The 14842-nt window shown below is 34.8% G+C and carries 13 protein-coding genes and 3 tRNA genes; 13 read left to right on the top strand and 3 right to left on the bottom strand.

Features of this window, described 5'->3' with window-relative positions; genetic code table 11:
* Nucleotides 1–17 precede the first annotated feature (17 nt).
* From ABMA76_RS11745 to ABMA76_RS11695, 11 genes are all read left to right on the top strand, one after another.
* On the top strand, nucleotides 18–842 hold the full coding sequence (locus ABMA76_RS11745) for a hypothetical protein (protein ID WP_393056981.1): 825 nt from the start codon (nucleotides 18–20) through the stop codon (nucleotides 840–842).
* Nucleotides 832–1278 carry a hypothetical protein gene (locus ABMA76_RS11740; RefSeq protein ID WP_392861296.1) on the top strand — a complete coding sequence of 149 codons (447 nt, stop codon included), beginning with the start codon at nucleotides 832–834 and terminating at the stop codon, nucleotides 1276–1278. Before ABMA76_RS11745 ends, ABMA76_RS11740 begins: the two co-directional genes overlap by 11 nt.
* Nucleotides 1271–1531 (top strand): hypothetical protein, encoded by a 261-nt coding sequence (locus tag ABMA76_RS11735; RefSeq protein ID WP_392861294.1) that lies wholly within the window; start codon nucleotides 1271–1273, stop codon nucleotides 1529–1531. The genes ABMA76_RS11740 and ABMA76_RS11735 overlap by 8 nt, the downstream gene beginning before the upstream one ends.
* A complete protein-coding gene (locus ABMA76_RS11730) occupies nucleotides 1528–2814 on the top strand; it encodes a hypothetical protein (protein ID WP_393056983.1) in 1287 nt (428 codons plus the stop codon). Before ABMA76_RS11735 ends, ABMA76_RS11730 begins: the two co-directional genes overlap by 4 nt.
* Nucleotides 2815–2921: 107 nt before the next feature.
* Complete coding sequence (locus ABMA76_RS11725) at nucleotides 2922–3650, top strand: hypothetical protein (RefSeq protein ID WP_393061662.1); 729 nt, start codon at nucleotides 2922–2924, stop codon at nucleotides 3648–3650.
* Nucleotides 3640–4623 carry a hypothetical protein gene (locus ABMA76_RS11720; RefSeq protein ID WP_393061660.1) on the top strand — a complete coding sequence of 328 codons (984 nt, stop codon included), beginning with the start codon at nucleotides 3640–3642 and terminating at the stop codon, nucleotides 4621–4623. The genes ABMA76_RS11725 and ABMA76_RS11720 overlap by 11 nt, the downstream gene beginning before the upstream one ends.
* Nucleotides 4624–4660: 37 nt before the next feature.
* Nucleotides 4661–7828 carry a hypothetical protein gene (locus ABMA76_RS11715; protein WP_393061658.1) on the top strand — a complete coding sequence of 1056 codons (3168 nt, stop codon included), beginning with the start codon at nucleotides 4661–4663 and terminating at the stop codon, nucleotides 7826–7828.
* Nucleotides 7829–7887: 59 nt separating this feature from the next.
* A tRNA-Ser gene (locus tag ABMA76_RS11710) sits at nucleotides 7888–7973 on the top strand.
* A gap of 14 nt (nucleotides 7974–7987) precedes the next feature.
* Nucleotides 7988–8075: transfer RNA gene (locus ABMA76_RS11705), tRNA-Ser, on the top strand.
* Nucleotides 8076–8350: 275 nt separating this feature from the next.
* Nucleotides 8351–8914, top strand: a complete 564-nt coding sequence (locus ABMA76_RS11700) for an outer membrane beta-barrel protein (protein WP_392910899.1) — start codon at nucleotides 8351–8353, stop codon at nucleotides 8912–8914.
* A gap of 99 nt (nucleotides 8915–9013) precedes the next feature.
* Nucleotides 9014–9994, top strand: a complete 981-nt coding sequence (locus ABMA76_RS11695) for an alpha/beta fold hydrolase (RefSeq protein ID WP_392910901.1) — start codon at nucleotides 9014–9016, stop codon at nucleotides 9992–9994.
* A 6-nt stretch (nucleotides 9995–10000) separates the two neighbouring features.
* On the opposite strand, the gene ABMA76_RS11690 is transcribed toward ABMA76_RS11695, so the two are convergent.
* From ABMA76_RS11690 to ABMA76_RS11680, 3 genes are all read right to left on the bottom strand, one after another.
* Entirely contained in the window at nucleotides 10001–11497 is a 1497-nt protein-coding gene (locus ABMA76_RS11690; RefSeq protein WP_392910903.1) for a bacteriohemerythrin, read from the bottom strand.
* Between the two features lie 137 nt (nucleotides 11498–11634).
* Nucleotides 11635–12918: a MipA/OmpV family protein gene (locus tag ABMA76_RS11685; RefSeq protein ID WP_393061656.1), complete on the bottom strand. Its 1284-nt coding sequence runs from the start codon at nucleotides 12916–12918 to the stop codon at nucleotides 11635–11637.
* A complete protein-coding gene (locus tag ABMA76_RS11680; protein WP_393061654.1) occupies nucleotides 12918–13793 on the bottom strand; it encodes a phospholipase A in 876 nt (291 codons plus the stop codon). Before ABMA76_RS11680 ends, ABMA76_RS11685 begins: the two co-directional genes overlap by 1 nt.
* A 134-nt stretch (nucleotides 13794–13927) precedes the next feature.
* Here ABMA76_RS11680 and ABMA76_RS11675 point away from each other — a divergent pair.
* Both ABMA76_RS11675 and ABMA76_RS11670 read left to right on the top strand, forming a co-directional pair.
* Nucleotides 13928–14004 (top strand) — tRNA-Arg (locus tag ABMA76_RS11675).
* A 30-nt stretch (nucleotides 14005–14034) separates the two neighbouring features.
* Nucleotides 14035–14790, top strand: a complete 756-nt coding sequence (locus ABMA76_RS11670; RefSeq protein WP_392861275.1) for a ThiF family adenylyltransferase — start codon at nucleotides 14035–14037, stop codon at nucleotides 14788–14790.
* The last annotated feature ends 52 nt before the right edge of the window (nucleotides 14791–14842 follow it).

Below are 14842 nucleotides of genomic sequence, written 5' to 3'. Positions count from 1 at the left end.
ATTAAAGAGGATAGTTCTTGGAACTAATTATTGCTTTGCCGCTTTGGCTAATCGTTATTCAATTAATGGGTTCTCTTCTTAACTCAAAAGAAATCTTACCAACTTTGAGCCTGAAGAAATATTTAGCAGCTTCTCACAGTGTTGAAAGTGTTGATGCTTTAAGTTTTAACTCTTTTATCGTGATCTTGTTTTTGGCCATCTTTGGACAGACATTATCTGCGTTTTTCTTACTCACAAATGAGATTAGATATATCTTACCATTCTATGCTCTAATGGTTGCGGTCACTGTATTCGTTGGTATTTTTAGATTTAGACTCTCTCTTATTCGTTCTGAGATTATTGAAAAGACTCAAATTGTTATATGCCAGCTTATTGTCCTGAGTACTCTTTTAATTATTTACTCATTGATTCAGTCTAATAGCTTCCTAATAAAATTATTTTTCGCTTTTCCGATCTTAGCTCTTTTTTATACGACTGAGATTGAAGTTATAAAGGCTGGTTCTATTTACTCTGATAAGAAATATATTAGTATACAGTGCTCATATGTAAGGCTTTTATACCAAAGTTTTATTGCTCTCTTCTTTATTAATTTAACTTTTACTAATACTGATTGGTCACTGCTGTTTAAAAGTAAGTTTGAATCGGTAGCTTTATACTATTTTGTCATAACGCTTTTTGTTTTAATTTATCAAACCATTTTAATTATCTTGAGTAACACTTACTTAAAGTTTCAACCACTCAAAGACTATTCGACTATACTTAGTAGCGCTCGCAGTAGGGCCGTCTTTAGTTTAGTCGTTATTATGATTTTATGTATTACAAAGGTATTCAATGTATTTTAATATCTTAATCATTATATTCTTCTTGTTGGCAGCATTTTCTAAGAAGAGATATACGATGATTCTATATCCAGTATCACTAACGATGCTTCTCTTAAATTTTCTAGGTGTATCATCAACTGTGCTACTGTACTTCTTATTTATTTTCTTATCTCTGCTTATTCTAATTCTAAGTGTTGTTGAATATTGTTTTCCAACTTCTGAAGTTAGGTTTAAGCGTTTTGAGTATCTGCCTTACTTCCTATTTACGACAATCGTACTGGGTGTATTCTCAGTTAATATCTATCACCTTAAGAGTAGCGGTGGATTAATTGGTTCAATTAACAACTTTAATGTTGATACACATGTTGATTGGACAATATTATTAAAATTTAGTGTACTGCTAGTATTTATAGCATTTTTATCAATTGTGAATTTAGATGGAGATAAGAATGCATAATATCGATCCATTTACACTATTATCAACTCTATTTGTTATTAATATTGGTGTTTATCTCTTCACTAAGAGATTTACAAAAAAACTTTTCTCTCTTTTTACAATCATAGCAATTTTTCTTCTGTTAATTGATCTAAGGGTACAAGAGTCTATTAGTTTAGGTGATGGAGTCATGATTTTTATTTATTCAGCTCCTATCTTTCTTATTATCAATGCTATCTTCAAAGAGTTTAAAGTAAGGCAGGGTTTAAAATGATTTATATTAATATCTCATTATTCATCCTAGCATTAATTGGCCTTCATTTTAGTAGTCGATTAAATAATTATGCTAAGGCCTTTATTAGCATTTTTCCTATACTTTTAAATTTTACTTATTACTTTGCTGGTGTTGAATTTGATTTCTTTAATACCATTATACCTTTTGTTTTTTCTTACTTAGTAATTGATCAGTCTAAGCGTAAGGTTTTTGAAGTTTTACCATTTGGTATCTTACTTCTACCAATTGATATTAATTTAAAGATTATAGGTTTTAGTACATGTAGCTTGTTTAATTTCTCAAGGGTGGACTTTAAGTTTCGATCTTTAGCAATCTTAAAAATAGCTATAATTTGTTTTCTTACACTTGTTGATAAGTCCGCTTCATTCAAGTACCTATTTTCGGCATATTTATTTTTAAGCTTTTTACATTCAAATGATGATGACTTTGCTATTACGGACGGCGTGATAATGTCATTTTTGTTATTATCAAATATCCAGCATATTTCACCGACTCTTAATATATTCCTTATCTCTTTATCGATTCTACTTTTCTTAGCTGTCATTAGTAAGGCCAGTATCTTTAAGGCCGTATTCTTACTAACTTCAATTATTGCAGTCTTATTGAATTTAGAGTCGCTATTGATGTCGATTCTAGTTTTCTTTTATGTAGGGAAGTCCTTGATCGCTACAAAGAATATTTTAGCGCAAGAGATACAAGTACTAAAAAAGTACTTTTCATATGAATTATTTGATCAGGTTTGGTTATTGGGCCTATTTACTTTGGCCTTTACAATTGAAAATACGGGGATTCTCGTCTTAACCTTCTTTGTTGCGACGATAGTATTTCTACTAAATACTGAATCTACACTAAAGAATCGCCAAGAGCTTCAGTGGTTCGAATTTCTCTATTGTTTAATCACAATTAGCTTAATTTCTTTTGGGCTAATTTATTTCCAAGGCTTTATTGGTGATATCAACAGAGGCCCTATTTACTATGCAGTAGGTTCTTATTTTACTTTAAATCTTTTAGTTTTTGGGCTTGCTATCAAGTTAACCGAACTTACAACAATGATTGGGACTAAAGTTAACTTAGGAAATATGAAACGATTTGCATTTCTTGATGAAATTTTTGCATCTAAAGATACAGCAAGTTCTCAGATAAGTATGAGTCGATCACATATTGGCGTATTTGCTCTATCTTATCGAAGTGTACGAGCATTAAGTATGATTCTTATGGCATCGTATTTTCTCGTACTAATTATCCAGGTGGTAATGAAATGAGTTATAATAAAGAGCATCTTATTCTTATAGCTTCTATACTTATTTCGGCTATTTTATGCTTTGTATTTAGTGGCACTATGTATGCAACAGGATTCTCAGGATTAACTTTGGGAATAGAATTTGGCTTCTTACCAGCAGTTGGTGCCTTATTTACCTTATATCTTTTAAGAAAGTCTGATTCACTAAGCTTGTCATTAATGGCACCTCTTGCTTTTGCTATCTTTGGTGCTACAAACTTAGCAACTTTTGTCCTTGCAGCGATGTCACTACTTTCGATTGCAAAATTACATAATTTTAAATTTCTAGCTTATTTATTTGTGAATTTAATAGGACTATTAATCTTCAAAGATCAATTCTACTATCTTTTCTATTCACTAGTCGTTTCATCTTTATTATTCATTTTCTTTTCTAAAGAAGATAATGTCTTACTATCTCTTATCATTTTGAAATATCTAACACTTATCAATTACGCAGAATATGTTTCAAGTTCCGCAATTATCATAGTTCCTTTTATTGTTCTTCTTTTAATAGGACTTCATTTTAGATCAAGAGTTACTAATTCGATTAATATTCTTGCTCTATCTCTATTGCTACTTACTCAAGTTCATACATTACCACTATTACTTACGTCCCTTAGTTTACTTGGATTATCTGAGTTCATTAAAGGTTCTAAGGAGCGTATGCAATTTATTATGACAGCTAATATTTCAATGCTGACGATAATCTTATCGATTTCATTTGTTTCAGGTCTAGCAAAGCTGATACCTTTGATGGTTCTACTTACAATATTTGTCGATTTCTGTAACAAGAGTATGGAGTTAAACCATGCAAGCTAATTTTTATTCACTATTATTATTCTATCCTGTTACATATTTTTTAAACTCTATTTTAGAGAAATATTCTGGGATTAATGAAAAGCAACGCACATCGATTCTTTCAGTTATTTTCTTAGGTGTGTTTTATTTTCTATTTAAAGATTTTGTTTTCTCTTCAACAGAGAGAAGTTATTTTGCTGTAACAGCAGTTACTTTTTCATTTTTCTTTTTTAATAGTAAGGGTGACTTAAGATCTTTATTTAAAGGTTTTACACTTTTATGGTTTTCACTTTTTAATATTTGGAATTTTACTGGTGTTACGGATATTGTACTGCTTTTAGGGGCACTATGTTTTTTTGATACGGACAAAAAGAGTGAGCATAGCCTATTTTATATCCTCGCTTGGATTGTCATCGCAGTAGTTTATTTCTTTGTGAAAGAGTTCCAAGGTGTTGAGTTAGGGAATTTCTTTTATGAGATCTTAATTGTTGTTACGACAGCATTATTAATGCCTAAGGAAAAGAAGCGCCCATATCTATCAATCCTACAATATATTTTCTGCTTATCTGTCTTAGAAAGATTTATCAGTTTGAATATAGAGTTAAGTCCTTATTTCTACCTTCTATTCCTATGTGTGCAGGTGATATTCTCGTTTATAAAAGTGGATACTCGTTATCAGGCCATTCAACTTATGTCGATATGTTTGACTAGTGCAGTTATCTATCTTCCAACATTTGGTATTGATAGTTTTTATCAATTATTCTTAGTCATCTACTTATTAATATTTGCTATTAAGGTTGATTATTCTCCGCTTGTTTCAAAACTAATGGGGATTGTACATGTGGCCTACTTATTTTTAATAGGACATATTGTTTATTTACACATGGATTATCTAACGAATTTACAATTACTTTCGACGATATTCTTGATTATTTCACTAGCATACAGACAGAATATATTCGGTATTGTGAAAAATAATCCACGCACAGCCTAGATTTGATTTAAATTCAAATACTTAGGATAATGAAGACATGATAAAGTTTCGTGTCAAAACCAAATCGAATAAGGTTTTGGGCCCCTTTGTATTTTCAGAATTAATCGAGTTGGGTCATAAAGATGCAATCGATGACTCATGTCTATTTCAAAAGTTTCCAACTGGGGATTGGGCCCCTGTAAATGCAATTCCAGAACTAAGTGAGCTCTTTTCTAAAATAGAAGAACCAGCGCCTGTTAAAGAAAAAACAGAAAAAGAAGTAAAATATGCTCAAACAGATAGTGAGCAAAAGCATCACACGCTAATTGGTGAAGATAAGACGGCCTTTAATGAATTTAAGTTCTCTAAGGACAAAGATATCGATATTGACTATCAGGAGATCGAAGAGAAGTTTAAGGCCAAGAAAGAATTAGAAGATGAAGCAAAGGATGAGGTCGAAGAAGAAGGCCCTCCTCCAATTGATAAAACAGTTCTCGTTAATGTTTCTAGTTTGAAAAAGCAAAGTCCTAATCAAGAAGATGACGAGGATGTAGCTAAAACTGTCGTTGTAAATAATTTTAGAGAAGAGTTTGATCTTGATAGCGATGACGAAGATTCTGAAGGTGAAGAAGGTGAGGGGAAAGATAAAGAGCCAGAACCGGAACCTGAGGAAGTTGTGGATGCTGATGCTGCAACTCAGATGTTTAATCTTGCAGAATTAAAGAAAGAAGAGCTTCCAACAAAGACTGAAGATTATAGTGATATTGAACTTCAGATTATGCAGGAAGAGCGTAGACTTAAAAAGAAGCCGAAGAAAAAAGTTGTTCAAAAGAAAGTCGAAAAGAAAGAAGTTACTAGTAATAAGAAAAGAAACCTCGTTGTTGTATTATTTCTTGTGGTGACAATCATCTTCCTATTGCCAGAAGAGAAGAAAGATATTGAAACAGTCGTTGTTCCAAAGATCTCATTTCCTGTTGCAACTGAAGTTGCTCAACCTCAAAAAGCACAATTAGCCTATAAAGAAGGTATGGCCTTGTTTAAACAAGAAGGCTTTGTAAATCGTATTAGTGCGGCCAACAAATTTAATCTCTCGCTTCGCTATAAGTTTTCAGGAAACCCTGCAATTAGCAAATTAATCCACGCTTATAGTGATTTACTAATTGATACACAAAATAAATTTGAAGCAGGTCAGGTTCTGTCTAAGCTTATTAGAATTGAAGAGTCTAAGCTTCTCTCAGATATTGATGTCGTTATTGGTGCCGCTCAATTCTATGCCTATTTTCAAAAGTATGAAACGGCGATTTTTGCTATCGAGAGATATAATTATTTAAAATCGAATAAGCCTTCCATTAAGATGTTTTCAATTTACTTGAATTATCTTTTAAAAGCAGGTGAGCTCGATAAGGCCAAGATTGTTTATGACAAGCTATTTAAAGCAAAGCTAAGAACAGTTGAATCGATTGATGCAATGGTTAACTACTTACTCTTAAATGAGAATAGTACAGAGGCCCTTAAGCTTATAACTGAGAATAAGACAAAATTTCAAAGTGATTACCGATTCTTAATTATATATGGAGACCTCCTCTTAGAATTAGAAAAAATGGGCGAACTAAATAAGATTGCCTCGATCTTAATTGCAAAATACGGTGGTGGATCACCATATAACTTTGCCCAAGGTTTAAAATTTATGGGTTTTGTTAAAGCCTATAATAAGGACATTCAAGGTGCGACAAAGTTATTCCAACAATCACTTAAGATCTATGATGATGAATCTCTAAGAGATACTCTTGCAACTTTAGATGTAGCGGGAAGTGATCTCACTCAAAAAGTTATTTCAACAAGTAAGATTAAAGTTCTTATTAGGCAATCAAAAGACGAAGTTGCGCTTTTAAATTGGGATAGGGCCTTTGAATTGGCCTTAAGAGCTGTTTCGTTGGATGAGACGAGTATTGATGCAAAACTTTACTTAGCAGAGCTACAAGTCAAAAGAGGGTATTTTGATTTTGCGATAACAACACTAACTAAACTTAGAGCATTGCATCCGGTTAATCCTCGAATTAATTATGCGCTTATTAAAGCAAATATTATGTCTTACAAGAAAGATGAGGCCAAACGTTTACTATCGGCCTTATCGACAAGTGAGAAATTTAGAGAGACTTTTGAATTTCATATGCTCTTAGGACTTTATTATAATTTAATTGCAAATGATAAGATGGCCTTTGATAAATTTAAGGCCGCAGCAAGAGTAAATCCTCTTAGTGATATTGCTCAGTTTGAAATGGCCAAGATTGCTTTCAAAAATAAAAAGTTTAAACAAACAAAGATTTTTCTAAATGAGGCGATGGGATTAAACCCTTCCAATATTGATTATAAAATCTTAAACAGTAAGGTCCTTTACGAAACAGATGGTGTGACAACTGCTATTGGTTATCTTCGTCAAGAACTCTTAGAGCACAGAGATAACCCTAAGCTTTATGGGCAAATTGCAGTCTTCTACTATCGTGATCAGAACTACGAAGCCTATCGTGAGATGAAAGAGGTTCTGGATCGTCTGAATAAAAAAGATGGTGCACTATACTCTTACCTAGTTGAAGTTTCTGAGATTGAAAGAAATTATAAAGAGTTAGTAGAGAACGCGATTAAACTTCTTGTATACGAGCCAGGAAACCTTCTCGTAAGAGAAAAGCTAATCATCACGTATATTCATATGAATAACTACGGCCTTGCTAATCAGCATATAGACATCTTAGAAAAGAGATTACCTACTTACCCTAGGATTAATTACTATCGTTCTAAGATTCTTTTTAGCCAAAGAAAATTCAGAGATGCTGAAAAAGCGGCCCTCGTTGAAATTGAAAAGCATCCAAATTCAGAGTTTGGATACTATATGCTAGGGGAAATTTATTTAATAGGCAAAAAAGTCCAAGAGGCCAAAAAGAATTTATCTAAGGCAATACAGATTAATAAAAACTATTTTGATGCCATTTTCTCAATGGGAAAACTAACGTTTCAAACAAGAGAGTTTGTACCATCACTACAGTTCTTTCAGCGCGCTAACAGGCTTAATCCGAACGATCCAGACTTAAATAAGATGATGGGATTTCTGTATAAAGAACTTGGTCAACCTAACCTTGCCATTGATAAATTTCAAAGATATTTGACGCTCAGCCCAGCCGCAAGAGACCGTCAAAATATTCTTGCATTAATAAATGCATTAAAGCGTTGACAAATGTGTGTAAGAATCTTAATAATATATCTCACGAATGCAAAATATTTGTATTTTGCGGAGGATTGGCTGAGTGGTCGAAAGCGGCGGTTTTGAAAACCGTTGAGCGCGAGCTCCGCAGGTTCGAATCCTGTGTCCTCCGCCACTTTTTTTCTTAGTGGAGAAGTGGGAGAGTGGCCGAATCCAGCACCTTGCTAAGGTGTCGTACCTCCGGGTACCGCGAGTTCAAATCTCGCCTTCTCCGCCATTTTGAATCAAATAATTCTTTTATTAAATCCAACATCAAATTGATCACAAAAAAACTGGCGCTAACGCTTGTTTTTTTCTTATGCATATTAAGCAGACTCAACGTCACTGTGCTTACGCACGTGCCGCAGGTCAGTCTCCGCCATTTTGAATCAAATTAAAATTCCCAATTAAATGTCAGATCGCAAATGCGGTCTTTTTTTGTACCTAAATTTCACCTTAGGCCAAATTTACCTCTCAAATACATTGCCCCTATAGACGTGCGATAATAGTTTTATGAAAACTCAACTACTACTAGCTGCACTTACAATTATTATCTCTCTTTCAACTTTTGCTCAAGGACGAAGCTTTGGTGGCTTTAAGAGCGGTAATTTGGAAATTGAGCCTGTAGTAGGGTATGAGCGTGTACAAAAGATTCTTCCAACTCCTCATACGTCTAGTCGTCTCTTTTACGGCCTAAGAGCAAACTATGGCCCAAAGTACTTATCACTTGAAGCAGAGGTGACACAGGCAAAAGAAGATGAGTCATTTGATACAGGTGTTGATATCAGCGATAATTCAACTAATTATATGCTTGGGCTTAGAAGTTCATTCAATGTTGGGCGAGCTCTAAATTGGTATTTAAGGGCCGGAGCACACGCACGTGATAGTAAGTATGAAAGAACTGAAGCAGGAGTGACAACAACTGTTGAGCCTGCCACATACGTTAATCCATATGCAGGAACAGGTCTTGCAATTAATCTTATGAATGTATTTACGCTAAATGCAGGGATGAACGTTATCTTCACTGATGATGAACATGAATATCAGTCATCACTAGGCTTTGGAATTCGTATCTAAGTATCCGACTTAAACATTTGATTTGTTAACTCTTTGTTAGTTGGGTTTACATCCACGCTAGTCGTTTTTAGAATTTTACATGCTAACAAAGGATGTAAAATGAAAATTATCTCGACGCTAATTCTAGCGCTACTTCTCGTTTCTTGTGCAACCAGCACTGAAAATAAACTAAGCTTTGATGCTGAATTATCACAATTTAAATACCCCTTTCCTGTAAAAACATATGAGCTTTCTTCTCAAAGGCAGAAGTTAAAAATGCGCTATATGGATATTGGCAAATCAAAACATAAGGTGGCCGTTCTTCTTCACGGTAAAAACTTTGCAGGATTTTACTGGGAGCGAGTAGCAAATGATCTTGTAAAGAAAGGTTACCGAGTTATCATCCCTGATCAAATTGGCTTTGGAAAAAGTTCTAAACCTAAGAACTATAGTTATAGCTTTCCTCAACTAGCAAAGAACACACATGATCTTCTAAAGTCTATTGGCATAAAAAAGTATACTGTTGTCGGCCACTCAATGGGGGGGATGCTGGCCGTTAATATGGGAGCAATGTATCGAGATATTAAGAAAGTAATTCTTGTAAATCCTATTGGCCTAGAAGCATATCTTGATTATGCAGAATATAAAGACCCAGAGTTTTTCTATCATATAGAAAAAAATAAAACGGTTGATGGTGCTAGAAATTATCAAAAGAAGAATTACTATGATGGTGCCTGGGCCGAACCATATGAAGAACTTCTGACTCCTTTTAAAGGGTGGTTAAATGGCCCTGATTATGATGATGTTGCATGGAATGCGGCCTTAACTTATGGCCCAATTTTTAATGATAATATTGTTGTTAAATTTTCAAAGATTAAGGCCAAAACGGTTTTAATCTTAGGGACTCGTGATCGAACTGGTCCTGGACGAGGTTGGAAGAGAAAAGGTATTAAGAGGAAGTTAGGTCAATATCAGAATTTAGGTAAGGACTTAAAAAAGGAAAACCCTAAACTTAAGCTAATTGAATTAGATGGTTTAGGGCATATGCCTCAATTTGAAAATTACTCAAGATTTGCAAAAGTATTCTATCCCGAGTTTTAACTCTATTTAGGCAGCGAACTTAGTTGTTCGCTGCTTCTTTGCATGAGCTGCATACTTAGTATCAATTCCCATAATATGCGTAAATAACCAGTTCTTTAAGAAACTTGCTAATTTATCTTTTTCAAGTGTTCCGTTATGTAGTTGTTGCTCAAAGCGTGCAACTGCAGATAAAAGCTTCTCGTGAACTCTCTTGTGTGACTCATAAGAAGGGTAGTTGATACTTTGCATGTACTCTTCTTCTTCATCAAAGTGGAAAACAGTATATTCTTTTAGTGTTTGGAAAGCCTCTTTCATTCCCTTTCCAGTGTTCATTGAGTTAATAAGTCCATTGATCTTACGTAGAAGTTCTTGGTGTTCACTATCTACTTTAGAAATACCAATGTTGTACTTGTCTTCCCATGGAATCAGCTCAATATTTTCATTGATTCTAATATTCTGTGATTCTTTTGTATGATTAATCGATCCAGAAAGCTCACCAAGGTACTGGCTAATTGTATTTGCTAAGTTAAGCGTTTGAGATACAACGAGTGCACTTCTTTGAGTTGAGTTATTAATGGCATGAATTGCATCACGTAATTCGATAACACCATTCTCTTGCTCTTTTGCCGCAATTGTTACTTCTTGAATTTGCTCGTTCATCTTAACTGTTTCATCATTTGTCTGATTAAAGCTATGTCTGAACTCTTGTAGAGTGCTGTCACAAGAATCAGCAGTTTGATCAAGTCTTTCATTTAGATTCTTACTATTTTCTTGAATATTAGAAATAAGAGAATTTAGCTTTAATTGTGCTTCGTGAAGAGTCGCATTGATGGCCTCAGCACTCTCTCCACTTGTTGATGCTAGTTTTCCAATTTCTTCAGCTACAACTGAAAATCCCTTCCCATGCTCACCTGCACGTGCAGCCTCAACTGAAGCATTGAAAGAAAGTAGTTTCGTTTGGAAAACAATATCATTAATAAGCATTGCTTTAGATTCAACATCGGTAAATGTAGATAAGAAACCATTAAGGTTAACAACAATATCACTTAGTGATTCAGTGATATCACGACTTGTTGTTAAGCTCGATTGAATATTCTTTTCTAGCTTTGCTAATGAGTGGTCACTGCTATTAATTAGTCCATTGATCTCTCTGATATTTGCTTCGAATGAATCAATCGACCCTGTCGTCTTAGTAATCATGGCACTAATTTCATCACTTGTAGCACTTGTTTGAATAACAGCACTTGCCTGTTCTTCCGTACTTTCATCAAGTTGTTCACAAGATTCAAAAAATTGAGCGTTTGTTCCAACAATATTTCGTTGAAGATAGTCTAGCTTTTGTACAAAAGATTGAAGACTCATTCGATGCTTTCTTCGTTCCTTAACGGCAAAGAATGTAAAAGGAATTAGTGCACTAAAGAAAGCAAGTCCTTGAGTAAGACTTATCTGAGTGTAGTAGATGCTAAGCCCTGTGATAGTGGTCGATAAAAATAATGGAGTGAATATATAGCTTAAATTTTTCATGCACTCATTATCGGATGAATATCATGTTTCTAGAGCGAAATTTTCATGACAAAGATCAGGAAAGCAGATTTTTCCACTATAGAGATTATTGAAATCATTGAGATTTTCAATTATTTTCATTTAAAGCTTCGCAGGTTCTATAGTTCTTGTTGGATATATGCGCCAATATAATTGCTTCCACCTTTGATTCTTCCAAACATTGAGGACGATTCAAAAATTGCTGAACGGTGATGAATCATAAGCCCGAGCCAAGTGTGCTCTAGTCCGGCTTTTTCTAAACTAAAATCGATAGAAAAGTCTAAATAATTCATGAACTTACTACTACGATAACCCTTTCCTGAAATATCAAACTCTTCGATGTAAGTGATTTGATCGGCATAAGAAATACCTTCAGCAAGGCCCAGTCTCCACTTCGTCGGCCAGTGAAATGGAATGAAGATCTTAACAGCTAAGACGAATTCATTACTTCCTTCCTGTACGTCACTTTTAAGATGTCCAACATATTGAGGCAGAAGATAAACTGGAATGTCGGCTCCTAGGAATTGGTCGGCCATTGGAATACCATAAGCAAAGGAAACCAAGTCATTCTTGTACTTATCAGTTGCTGTATGAAAAGAAAGGATATCACTTAGGTTTGATGGAGTGGCGATTGCATAAGCCGCTCTAATAAAAGTTTTTGACTTAAGTTTTGAACGCTTTGTAATTTCGTGTCCATTCATATGGATTAGGTGGGGATCCATGAATCCGATACCTAAAAATGTTTCTGTGTTTACTTGGTTACGAATCGTAGGAGCATCGGCAGTTTCATTATCAAGAGCACTTACTTTTACATGAGTGAGGATATTAAAGTCTTTATGTACTCTTATGGCGGCCTTAACTCCGCCACCAACTTCATAGCCTGGACCGGGATTTGATACATCTAAGCCATAATACTTATTATTAAACTCTGCAGTTCTAATTGTTGCATAGGCATATGGACGAAAGAAGACTTTCTTCCACACAAGGTCAGCTTCAGTCTTTAAATTGAAGTAGCTTCTTGTTGAATGATCAGCAAGAATTTGTGCACTCGTTCTCCACATTTTTGAGTGGATATATTGTGCTTCAAAACCATAGTCGAAGCCAGCTCCACGAACTGTGTTTTGCGTATCTTTTGGAGTATCAAAGAATCGATACTTTGACATAAGGTTGATATTTAACTTTTTGATAGGTCGATAAAAAGTGAAGTGCGCTGATAGGCCATCAAGTTGAAAGTCTCCACGCTTATAAAAGAATAGTGGAATAATATCAGAAACTTTCTTATCTGCTACTTTAAATGGGATGTCTGCATTACGATAACCAAATCCAATACCCCAATATTCTGGCTTGTAATTACTGGCAAAAGTAAGTGTAGAGAGTAAAATTGTCGCTAATAATTTTTTCATTATAACCAATCTGTAAATGCGACACCGAGTCCTACTCGGGTCATATTGTAATCGTAATCAATCATCGTTTCACCATAGCCGGTGAAGGCTTGAAGATAACCTTTTAAACGTGTTTCCGGCAAAGGAAAAGACCAGCTAACTTCGAGAGCACCCTTATTATCTTTCTTCAAATTATTTCTTAACATCCAAGAAAGGGTATGGCCGTTGATTTTATGGATACCTGTTAATTCAAAGTAGCCAAGATAGTCAGTAATGTCGGGATTGTCATCACCTGTATAATCAGTCGGTCCATCCTTAGCTTCTTCATTTATACGATACCAAACCTTGAGCATGAATAGTGTTTTTTGCCATTCAAAGAACGTTGTTGCAAAGATTCTATTCCAGCTTCGAGAAAGTGGTAAATCTTTACCATTGGATTGATGAACGAAGCCGAAGTGGTAATAATTTTTAAAAATACGCCAGTCTTCTTTGAATGGCTCAAAAGAAACAAATAACTCTGGCTCATAATTAGTATCTCTAAATGCTGCCGAGTTTTTCTTATTGTAAAGTTGCCATAATGACTTTTGAGTATAGGCAAAATTCAAGTCAGTCTTAGACCCAAAGATATGAGACAAAACTGTGAACTTGAAACTAAGCTGAAATTTAGTTTCGATATTCTTAAGCTCATCGTCTGAAGGGTAGGGTGCTTCATTAGGATCGTGCATATAGGTAATTGGCAAAATATAATTAGGCCTATGTGCAGTAACCAGGGAAGAGGTACTGTTTGAATGATTATCCTCTTTGATTCTTTGATCGAGGGATTTTTGTAGCTCACTACTTTCACTGGCAAGAGTTAGCAGGGGAAGAGTCAGTAATATAAGTAAAAATTTGTTCATGTATTAAACTGGTAAATAATTAATAAATTGAGCCTATTGTCCAATTTTTTAGGGCCCTCTGACAAATATTTCCTTGAATGCAAGAACGCATTGACAATATGAGCAGTTAGGGGCTATAAATAACTCCTACATGCGCACTCGTAGCTCAGCTGGATAGAGTGTCTGACTACGGATCAGAAGGTCGCAGGTTCGACTCCTGCCGAGTGCGCCATGTTTCTTAAGCACCTGTTTTTACAAGCCTATGTCAAATCACGAACAAAGATTTAATGGAATAGCGGCCCTTCTTGGAGCTGAGGCTTTCACTGTAATTAAAGATTCACATTTTATGATTATTGGCCTTGGTGGTGTTGGGACTTGGTGTGTTGAATCGATTGCTCGTCTCGGAGTTAATAAAATCACTTTAGTTGATCTCGATGATATTTGTGTTTCAAATACTAATCGCCAACTACATGCTCACGATGGAAATTATGGAAAGATGAAGGCCGATGCTCTTAAAGAGAGGATCGCGACAATTAATCCTGACTGTGAAGTTGTCTGTCATTATTGTTTTTTTAATGAAAAGAATATGGATAAGATATTTGCTGAGCAGCCTTCGATTATCATCGATACTATTGATGCGCCCCGTGAGAAGGCGATATTAATTAATGAGTGTTATAAGCGTGAAGTTAAAATTGTAAGTTCTGGAGCAATTGGTGGAAAAGTTGATCCTACAATGATCACTGTTGCAGAATTATCTAAGACGAAACAAGATATGCTTTATCGTAAGGTGAGACAAGAGCTTAAAAAGAAGCACCTTTACCCTCTTGGCCGTTCAAAGGCCAAGGTTCAATGTGTCTATTCCCCTGAGCCATCAAAGAAGATTAAAAAGTGCGAAATTGATAATACTTCGAAAGCACTTAAGCTGGATTGTGATGGTGGGCTAGGTACTGCTACATACATGACAGGAACAGTAGGCTTCTTGCTAAGTCATGTTGCTGTTAAGGAATTATTAAAATAATTTTTCATTGATTATATCTCAACGTAAAGTAAAATTAGTTGACTTGGAAAAG

The organism is Halobacteriovorax sp. ZH5_bin.2, assembly GCF_043196375.1.
Lineage (GTDB): Bacteria > Bdellovibrionota > Bacteriovoracia > Bacteriovoracales > Bacteriovoracaceae > Halobacteriovorax_A.
Note: the sequence above shows the minus strand (reverse complement) of the source record. Positions and strands in the feature narration are given on the sequence as shown.

Coding starts and splice junctions, on each gene's coding strand:
- ABMA76_RS11685 (WP_393061656.1), bottom strand. CDS start 12,918: ATGAAAAAATTATTAGCGACAATTTTACTCTCTACACTTACTTTTGCC.
- ABMA76_RS11700 (WP_392910899.1), top strand. CDS start 8,351: ATGAAAACTCAACTACTACTAGCTGCACTTACAATTATTATCTCTCTT.
- ABMA76_RS11715 (WP_393061658.1), top strand. CDS start 4,661: ATGATAAAGTTTCGTGTCAAAACCAAATCGAATAAGGTTTTGGGCCCC.
- ABMA76_RS11680 (WP_393061654.1), bottom strand. CDS start 13,793: ATGAACAAATTTTTACTTATATTACTGACTCTTCCCCTGCTAACTCTT.
- ABMA76_RS11695 (WP_392910901.1), top strand. CDS start 9,014: ATGAAAATTATCTCGACGCTAATTCTAGCGCTACTTCTCGTTTCTTGT.
- ABMA76_RS11735 (WP_392861294.1), top strand. CDS start 1,271: ATGCATAATATCGATCCATTTACACTATTATCAACTCTATTTGTTATT.
- ABMA76_RS11730 (WP_393056983.1), top strand. CDS start 1,528: ATGATTTATATTAATATCTCATTATTCATCCTAGCATTAATTGGCCTT.
- ABMA76_RS11740 (WP_392861296.1), top strand. CDS start 832: ATGTATTTTAATATCTTAATCATTATATTCTTCTTGTTGGCAGCATTT.
- ABMA76_RS11670 (WP_392861275.1), top strand. CDS start 14,035: ATGTCAAATCACGAACAAAGATTTAATGGAATAGCGGCCCTTCTTGGA.
- ABMA76_RS11690 (WP_392910903.1), bottom strand. CDS start 11,497: ATGAAAAATTTAAGCTATATATTCACTCCATTATTTTTATCGACCACT.
- ABMA76_RS11720 (WP_393061660.1), top strand. CDS start 3,640: ATGCAAGCTAATTTTTATTCACTATTATTATTCTATCCTGTTACATAT.